The 7,985-nt window shown below is 72.6% G+C and carries 7 protein-coding genes and 1 pseudogene; 2 read left to right on the forward strand and 6 right to left on the reverse strand.

Translation table 11 applies throughout. The features are described 5' to 3' along the window. The first annotated feature begins 114 nt into the window (after positions 1–114). Entirely contained in the window at positions 115–1,098 is a 984-nt protein-coding gene (locus GL263_RS16435) for a helix-turn-helix transcriptional regulator (protein WP_182856475.1), read from the forward strand. Positions 1,099–1,361: 263 nt separating this feature from the next. Beyond that, positions 1,362–3,206, forward strand: coding sequence for an alpha/beta hydrolase (locus GL263_RS16440; RefSeq protein WP_323379432.1), 1,845 nt, complete (start codon positions 1,362–1,364; stop codon positions 3,204–3,206). Between the two features lie 522 nt (positions 3,207–3,728). Here GL263_RS16440 and GL263_RS16445 read toward each other — a convergent pair. The 6 genes and pseudogenes from GL263_RS16445 to GL263_RS16470 form a co-directional block, all read right to left on the reverse strand. After that, positions 3,729–4,952, reverse strand: coding sequence for a cytochrome P450 family protein (locus GL263_RS16445; RefSeq protein WP_182856476.1), 1,224 nt, complete (start codon positions 4,950–4,952; stop codon positions 3,729–3,731). Further along, a complete protein-coding gene (locus tag GL263_RS28430; RefSeq protein WP_182856477.1) occupies positions 4,856–6,169 on the reverse strand; it encodes a cytochrome P450 in 1,314 nt (437 codons plus the stop codon). Before GL263_RS28430 ends, GL263_RS16445 begins: the two co-directional genes overlap by 97 nt. Beyond that, on the reverse strand, positions 6,166–6,837 hold the full coding sequence (locus GL263_RS16455; RefSeq protein ID WP_182856478.1) for a GTP-binding protein: 672 nt from the start codon (positions 6,835–6,837) through the stop codon (positions 6,166–6,168). The genes GL263_RS28430 and GL263_RS16455 overlap by 4 nt, the downstream gene beginning before the upstream one ends. Then, positions 6,815–7,129 (reverse strand): DUF742 domain-containing protein, encoded by a 315-nt coding sequence (locus GL263_RS16460; RefSeq protein WP_194377618.1) that lies wholly within the window; start codon positions 7,127–7,129, stop codon positions 6,815–6,817. The genes GL263_RS16455 and GL263_RS16460 overlap by 23 nt, the downstream gene beginning before the upstream one ends. 38 nt (positions 7,130–7,167) lie before the next feature. After that, entirely contained in the window at positions 7,168–7,602 is a 435-nt protein-coding gene (locus GL263_RS16465; protein WP_182856480.1) for a roadblock/LC7 domain-containing protein, read from the reverse strand. Further along, positions 7,599–7,985, reverse strand: a pseudogene (locus GL263_RS16470) (ATP-binding protein); the annotation flags it as partial. The pseudogene GL263_RS16470 and the gene GL263_RS16465, both read right to left, overlap by 4 nt.

Genomic DNA, 7,985 nt, shown 5'->3' on the forward strand with positions numbered 1-7,985 from the left:
GGGTTGGGGACTGATACCCGTTCGGGGCCGCCCCCTGTCACGCACGTCACTGGCAGGAACGGGCGGAGATGATAGGAACGTCGGACGTCTGGTGTTCCGTGGGGGAAACGACCAATGTCTAGACCAGCTCGACCGCCCGGCCACGGCCTCACGTCCGAGACCGAGTCGCTCTACCGCGAACTGCTGTCCGGAGCCGTGTTGAGTACGGCTGACGCCGCCTCGGACGGCCGTGTGCGGCGCCTTGAGGAGCTGGGCCTGGTCCGCGTCGAGGCGGACGGCCGGGTCGTCCCGCTCTCACCCCGCCTCGCGCTGGAGGCGTGGGCGGCGGAACGGGAGTTGGAGGCGCTGCGGGCCCGGGAGAGCGCCGACCGGCTCGCCGGGCTCTTCGCCGAGCGCACCGGCTCCGGCGCCCGGTTCGCGGAGGTGCTGGACACCGCCGAGGACGTCGTGCGCACCTTCGGCGCGATGCAGGACGGCGCCCAGCGGTCCATCCGGGGTTTCGAGCGCGGCTCGATACTCAAACCGGACGACATCGGCCCCAACGAGTGGCAGGTCGCCGGCATGCGGCGCGGGGTGCGGTATCACATCGTGTACGAGTCGGAGTACCTGCAGACCGAGGTCGGGCTGCGCTCGCTGCGGTCCTCGGTCCGGGCCGGCGAGGTGGCCCGGGTCTTCCCCGGGGTGCCCATGAAACTGGCCATCGCGGACTCCGACCGGGCGCTGATCTCGGTACCGGGACGGGAGGGCAACGGAGTCATGGCGCTGCTTGTGCACCCGTCGATGCTGCTGGACGCCATCATCGAACTCTTCGAGGCGTTCTGGCGGCTGGCCGTGCCGGTCGGCGCGGCCGGCGCCGGCGGCCCCTCCGGCGGCGCGTCCGGCGGTCGGGGCGCGGGCGCGGTGGCCTCCGAACCGACGCCCGAGACCCAGCGGTTGCTCGCCCTGCTGTCCGCCGGCTCGACGGACGAGGCGATAGCCAGGGACCTGAAGGTGAGCGAACGCACGGTGCACCGGCGGATCAGCCGCCTCCAGGAACTCCTCGGCGCCCGGACCCGTTTCCAGCTCGGCGTCCAGGCGGCCCGCCGCGGCTGGCTGTGACGAGCGCGCCGTGACGACCGGGCCGTGACCGCCGCGTTCGGGCACGGCGTTCCGGCGGCGGGCGCCGCTTGTCCTGTTTCTCCCGCCGTGCGGTACCGGCGCCGGTACTCCCGGTGACGGCCGCGTGTCGGAAACCCGTCATGACGGGATCCCGCCAGTGTCGAGGGCTTCTCCGCTGGTGGCGCGGCCGGTGAAGGTGTCGCAACGCCTTCTGGTCCACCCCCGGTAGGACCGTCGCCACCCCCCGCCTGGAAGGACCCCACGTGACCTCTGCCAGAAACGTCGGGCGCAGCAAGCCCGCACGGGCGCTGGGCGCGGCCACGCTCGCCGCGGCCGTGCTCGCGACGCCGCTGCTGACCGCCCCGGCCTCCGCGGCGCCCGCCGCCTCCGACGCCGCCCAGACCGCCGCCGCCCAGGCCGCCGCGGCCAAGCACCGGTTCAAGGAGCCGGACGTGGCGAAGCTCGCCGGCACGCTCGCGAAGCAGAAGCTGGACTGGGAGGCCTGCCGCTTCCCCAGTGTCGCGCCGGCGACCGAGGAGCGGCTTCTGAAGGTCAAGGGCCTGGCCTGCGCCACGGTGAAGGTCCCGCTCGACTGGCACGACGTGCGCAACGGCAAGACCATCGACGTGCGCGTCTCGCGCACGCAGACCAGCAACCCGGACAAACGGCAGGGCATAGCCCTGGTCAACCCGGGCGGTCCCGGCGGCAGCGGCCTGCCGTGGGGCGCGGCGATGGCCGAACGCGCGCCGAAGCTCGCGGAGTCCTACGACTTCGTCGGCTTCGACCCGCGCGGCGTCGGTCTGAGCACCCCGCTCAAGTGCACCTACGAGGTGCCGGCCGACCCGCAGGACGTCGACGCCGTCAACCGGGCCAAGGTCAAGGGGTGCGTCGAGGGCGGCCTCGCCCCGTACATCACCACCGAGCAGACCGCCTACGACATGGACCTGATCCGCGTCCTGTTCGGCGAGAAGAAGACCAGCTACATCGGCTACTCGTACGGCACCTGGCTGGGCACCTGGTACGCGGCGACGTTCCCGAGCAGGTCGCACCGCTTCCTGCTCGACTCGGCCACCGACGTGACGACCGGCTCCCTCCAGCTGACCTGGGACCTCCAGCCGCGCAGCCGCGACCGGCAGTTCCAGGAGGCGCTGCTGCCGTATGTGGCCCGCAAGGACGCCGAGTACGGCCTCGGCACCGACCCTATGAAGATCCGCGAGTACTTCGAACGCGCGGGCGGCACACGCGAGTTCATCGGCCAGCTCTACATGGCGCAGCTCATCCTGCCGGCGATGTACGACACCACGAAGTACCCGTCCGCCGCGTCGGCCGTGGCCGTCATCGCCAAGTCCGGCATCCCGCAGACCGGTTCGGAGACCGACCGGGTCGAGGAGCTGGCCCGTCTCATCATCGAGACCGGTGAACTCGACAAGCACCAGCGGGAGTTCGTGAAGGACGCCAAGGCCGGTGTGCTGGAGGAGCTGCGCTCGCTGCGGAAGCAGGAGTCCGCGACCGCCGGGCAGACCGCGACCTTCGACGCCACGTTCGAGGCCATCCGCTGCCAGGACGGCCAGTGGAGCCAGAACATGAACTACTGGCAGTGGTGGCTGAAGGACCAGCAGCGCAAGGCCCCGCTGATGTCGCCGTTCAACCGGGTCCCGCTGTGCGCCTACTGGCCGACCGCCAACCGGATGCCCAAGCCGCACACCAGGACGTTCCCGAAGGTGATGGTGCTCCAGTCCGAGCTGGACGCGGCCACCGCGTACGAGGGCGGGCTGACCTCCGCCAAGAAGCTCCCGGGCGCCGCGCTGGTCAGCGTGGACAACGAGGGCAGCCACGGCCTGTTCCCCTACGGCACGACCTGCGTCGACGACCCGGTGGAGACGTACTTCCTCACCGGCCAGCAGCCGCGGAAGAAGTTCACCGGCTGCCAGGCGCTTCCGCTGCCGGCCGAGGACACGACCCACGAGGTCGGCGGCAGCCTCGGCAAGCACGGCAAGATCAAGATCAAGATGATGACCGACAAGGTCAAGGAGGCCAACCGCCTCACCCGTGACCTCCTGCGGGAGACCAACACCGTCTCCGGCACGGAGTTCATGCCGGCCCCGTAGCACGACCGCAGGGCCCCAGCGAGCCCCTCAGGGCGCCGAGCATCCCCCAGCCCCCACCGGGGCGACCCAGGACCGGCCCCCTGAGGCACCACCCGGCGGGAGCCGGCCCGTCCCACCGCTCTGAGCAGGCGGCGGACACGGGCCGGCTCCCGTCGTTCTTCGCTGACCGAGAGTTTCCCGCCAGGGGGGCGCATGCCGGGGCACTCACTCTTGGTAGTCGCTGAGCAGCGCCGGAGGGCTGTCGACACCTCGCGCACGCCGGTACGCGCCCCCGATTTCCGGTCATTGCGGAATTCTGGGGCGAATCCGGCCGTCACCCTCTGTCATGATCGGAGCGTCAAACGGGGTTTCGACCGCAGGTCGGAAACAACCTGAACGGCCGCGTCTCCCGGGCCGCGCTCGTCTGCGGCACGACGGTGCGCTCCCGCACCCCCTGGTACTGACGGGCGCGGCCGGTAGCGACGGGCCCGACAGACCGACGGGGCCCGGCGGGCAGGGCGCGCCTGCCCGCCGGGTGCCGCCTCAGGCCGTGAGGCGCACCGGCAGTTCGGCGAAGCCGTGCGCGATGAACGAGTCGACGTGCCGGAGTTCGGACGCCTCCCGGGCCAGCGCCAGGTCCGGGAAGCGCTCGAACAGCGCGGGCAGCGCGATGGCGGCCTCCATCCGGGCCAGCGGCGCCCCCAGGCAGTGGTGGACGCCGTGGCCGAAGGCCAGGTGCTCGGTGGTCGCCCTGCTCGCGTCGAAGCGGTCGGCATCGGCGCCGTGCTTGGCCGGGTCGTGGCCCGCCGCGCCGTACGTGGTCAGGATGGGGTCGCCCGCCCGGATCACCGTGCCGTCCTCCAGCGGGATGTCGGCGACCGCGAACCGCATCGGCAGCGCGCTGATGCTCGGCGCCCAGCGCAGCGTCTCCTCGATGACGTCGTTCCAGCCGACCTTGCCGGAGCGCAGCAGCGCGAGCTGCTCGGGGTGGGTGAGCAGGGCGTGCACGGCGTTGCCGATCAGGTTCACGGTCGTCTCGTGGCCCGCGCCGATGATGAGCAGCAGGGTGTCCAGCAGCTCCTGTTCACCGAGTGACGCGTCGTCCTCGTCACGGCCGGCCACCAGCACGCTGGTCATGTCGTCCGCGGGGGAGCTCCGCTTGAGTTCGATCAGCGCGCCGAGCGCCTTCTGGACGTCCTGGTAGGTGGCCATCGCCTCCGCCGGGGTGATGGTGGTGTCCATCAGCCGGTCGATCACCCGGGCCACCTCCGGGCGGTGCTCCTCAGGCACGCCGAACAGCTCGCAGATCACACGCATCGGCAGCGGGTGGGCGTACCGGCCGCGCAGGTCCACGGTCTCGCCGGGCGGGGCCGCGGCGAGGTCGTCCAGCAGCTCCCGGGTGATGCGCTCCACCCGCGGCCGCATCGCCGCGGTGCGGCGGGCGGTGAAGGCGGGGGACACCAGCTTGCGCAGCCTGCGGTGGTCCGGGCCGTACGCGGTGAGCATGTTGGTCACGCCGATCCAGTTGCGCAACCAGCCGTCCCGGTGCCGGCCGTTGATCCACTCGGGCCAGTGCTGGTTCGGGTCCTTGGACACGCGGTCGTCCACGAGCAGGTCGCGCAGCACCTCGTGGCGGGTGACGTACCAGGCGGTGACGTCGCCCGGCAGCGTCACGCGGACGGCCGGGCCGTCGGCTCGGAAACGGGCGGCCTCGGCGAACGGGTCCTGTCCTGCGGGGTCGAGGACGACGGGCTCGCGTTGCTCCACGGGGTGACTCCTGCCTGGTCGGGGCTGATAGGACTGAATCGGGCCGGGAGTTGGGCGAGCGCCCGGTGGAACGGGCCCGGTCGCCAACTCAGCCGCTCGCGCGGCACGGTCAGTTCGAGGTCGCACAGATGGCCGGTCAGCCGCTCGATCGCGGTGGTCGCGATCAGCAGCGCCGGCTGCTTCACCGGGCAGGAGTGCGGCCCGGCGGACCACGCCAGATGAGCCCCGCCGTCCGCCCGGTCCACACCGGGCGGCAGGCCGTCCGGGGCGGTGTTGGCGGCGGCGTAGGAGACCAGCACCAGCTGGTTGGCGTGGATCCAGGTGCCGTGGAAGCGCACGTTGTGCCGGGGGAAGTGCGCCGAGTAGTTCGCCATCGGCGGCTCGTGCCGCAGCACGTCGTTGACCGCGTCCAGCGCGGTCAACGCGCCGCCGGTCAGCGAGCCGTAGTAGTCGGGGTTGGAGAGCATCCGGGAGAGCGCGTTGGAGACGAGGTTCGAGGTCGGCTCGTGGCCGGCGCCCATGGTGAGCACGATCTGGTGGACGACCTCCTCCGGTTCCAGACCGGCCGGGTGCTCCATGAACCAGCTCGCCAGGTCGTCGCCGCGCTGCCGCTGTTTGAGGGCGACGAGTTCGAGCACGTACCGCTCGAACTCGGCCCCGGCGGCCGTCGCCTCCTCGGGGCCCCGCGCCTCCATCATGCCGGCGAGCGCGGCGACCAGCCGCGGGCTGTCGTGCTCCGGCATCCCGAACAGCGCGTTGAACAGCACCAGCGGCAGCGGCCGCGCGTACTGGCTCACCAGGTCCGCCTCGCCGGCGCCGGCGAACTCCCGGATGAGCTCGTCCGCCGCCCGGATGGTCCGCCTGCGCAGTTCGTGCGGCTCGACGAGGGAGAACCCGTCGGTGATCACCGAGCGGTACCTGGCGTGCACCTCGCCGTCGTTGAACAGGACGTTCGGCCGCCAGCCCAGCATGGGCAGCACCGGGCAGTCCGGTGGCACGGTCTGCTGCCAGGCCCGGGAGTCCTTCGACCAGGTCTCGGTGTCCCGCAGCAGGTCCAGCGCCGCGCGGTAGCCGATGACCAGGTAGGCGGTCACGCCCGGGGAGATCTCGACCGGCGCGACCGGCCCGTACTGCCGCAGCCGGTCGTACACGGCGTGCGGGTCGGCGGCGTAGTCCGGCCCGTACAGCGGGACGGCCTGCGGGGTGTAGTACGTCATCGGCCACCCTCCCCGGCGGTCGCGGTGCCGCGTCCGACCTCGCTGCCGGCTGCTGGCACCGACCCGTCGGGGGCACCGTCCGGGGGGTCCGCGAGCAGATGGGTGACCAGGGCGATCAGCGCGTCCACGGCCGAGACCGCGTCGCGGGCGTCGCAGGTCACCAGCGGGGTGCGCGGGTCGAGGTCGAGATGGTCCCGCAGCACCTCCGGCTCGTGCCGGGGCGCGTCGTCGAAGGTGTTCACGGCGACCGCGTACGGCATGCCGCTCTCCTCGATCATGTCGATGACCTCGAAGGAGTCGCCCAGCCGGCGCGTGTCCACCAGGACCAGCGCGCCGAGCGCGCCCCGCGAGACGTCCTCCCACAGCGGTTTGAAGCGCCGCTGACCGGGCGTCCCGAACAGGTAGAGCACCAGGTCGTCGGTGAGGGTGCGGCGGCCGAAGTCCATGGCGACCGTGGTGGTGACCTTGTCGCGGACGCCGAGCAGGCTGTCGACCGAGGCGCTCGCCTGGGTCATCGTCTCCTCGGTGTGCAGCGGCGCGGTCTCCGACAGGGCGCGGATGAAGGTCGTCTTGCCGACCCCGAACGGCCCGGCCACCAGGACCTTCACCAGGGTCTGTGTGTTGCTGCCGAGGTAGGTGGCGGCGTTATCGGATGGCGCGGAGTCCACTGAGCACCCTCTCCAGGAGTCGCTGGTCGTGCTGCTCGGCCCTCGGCACGGGAGCGCGGGCGTGCAGGACGCCGAGGTCGACGAGGTCGGCCACCAGCACCCGCACCACGCTCACCGGCAGGGCCAGGTACGCCGCCGCCTCGGCGAGCGACAGCGGCCCCCCGCCGACGAGTTCGGCGAGTCGGCGCTGGGCCGGCGTCGGCCGCCCCGGCAACGGGCCGCCGGCCGCGCTGAGCAGCGTCAGCCGGTCGAAGGTGTTGCGACTCGGCACGGCCCGGCCGCCGGTCGCCATGTAAGCCGGGACCAGCCGTCGTTCGGAACGGCGGCCGCTCACGGCTGGGCGTCCGGCACGCGGGGCTCGGGGTCCATCACCTTCCGGCCCAGCGTGGCGACCTGGATCTGCATGTGGTGGGCGACCACGCCGATGGCCACGCTCCGGTTGGCGAACACCGCGAGGACGCTGTGCGCCCCCGCCGGTATCGCGAACACAAAGCCGGCGTCGGTCTCCACCACCACCTGGCGCAGCTTGGTCTCCTCGTCGCCGGAGAACGACGCCGCGACCGCGCGCCCCGCGCCCTGCAGGGCCGACATCATCGCGGACGCGCCCTCGCTCGCCTCCCGGCTGAGCCCGGGCGAGGCGCCCTGCACCATGCCGTCGGACGACAGGACCAGGGCGTGGACCACGCCGGGCAGGACCAGCAGCGGTTCCAGCACCCAGGACATGTCCCGGTTCAGCGGGTTCACGGGACGCTTGTGGACGGTCATTCTGCTGCTCCGTTCGCGGGGTCGTGCTCGGCTGCCGCCCGGCCGGACGCGGTGCCGGACTGGAAGGCGGTCCAGGTCTCGCGGGTGTCCTCGGGGCTTCCGGCTTCCGCCGCGCCGTCGTACTCCGCCGCCCGGTCCGCCAGGTCCGTCCGGGCCGCGTGGTCCGTCCGGGCCGCCCGGTCCGTCTGGTCCGGTGCCACCGGGCGGCGGCGCCGCCGGCGGGGGAGCGAGGCGGCGGGGTCCTCGGCCGGGGACGCTTCCGGGCCCGGCTCGACCGGAGCGGCGGGTGTGGCCGGAGCGGCGGGTGTGGCGGGTGTGTCGAGAACGGCGGGCGCCGCCAGAACGGCGGAGGGGCGCGGCTCCGGCGCGGGGCGGTGGTCGAC

This window comes from Streptomyces durbertensis (assembly GCF_014156695.1).
Classification (GTDB): Bacteria; Actinomycetota; Actinomycetes; order Streptomycetales; family Streptomycetaceae; genus Streptomyces; species Streptomyces durbertensis.

Coding starts and splice junctions, on each gene's coding strand:
- GL263_RS16435 (WP_182856475.1), top strand. CDS start 115: ATGTCTAGACCAGCTCGACCGCCCGGCCACGGCCTCACGTCCGAGACC.
- GL263_RS28430 (WP_182856477.1), bottom strand. CDS start 6,169: ATGACGTACTACACCCCGCAGGCCGTCCCGCTGTACGGGCCGGACTAC.
- GL263_RS16460 (WP_194377618.1), bottom strand. CDS start 7,129: ATGGCGACCGGCGGCCGGGCCGTGCCGAGTCGCAACACCTTCGACCGG.
- GL263_RS16465 (WP_182856480.1), bottom strand. CDS start 7,602: ATGACCGTCCACAAGCGTCCCGTGAACCCGCTGAACCGGGACATGTCC.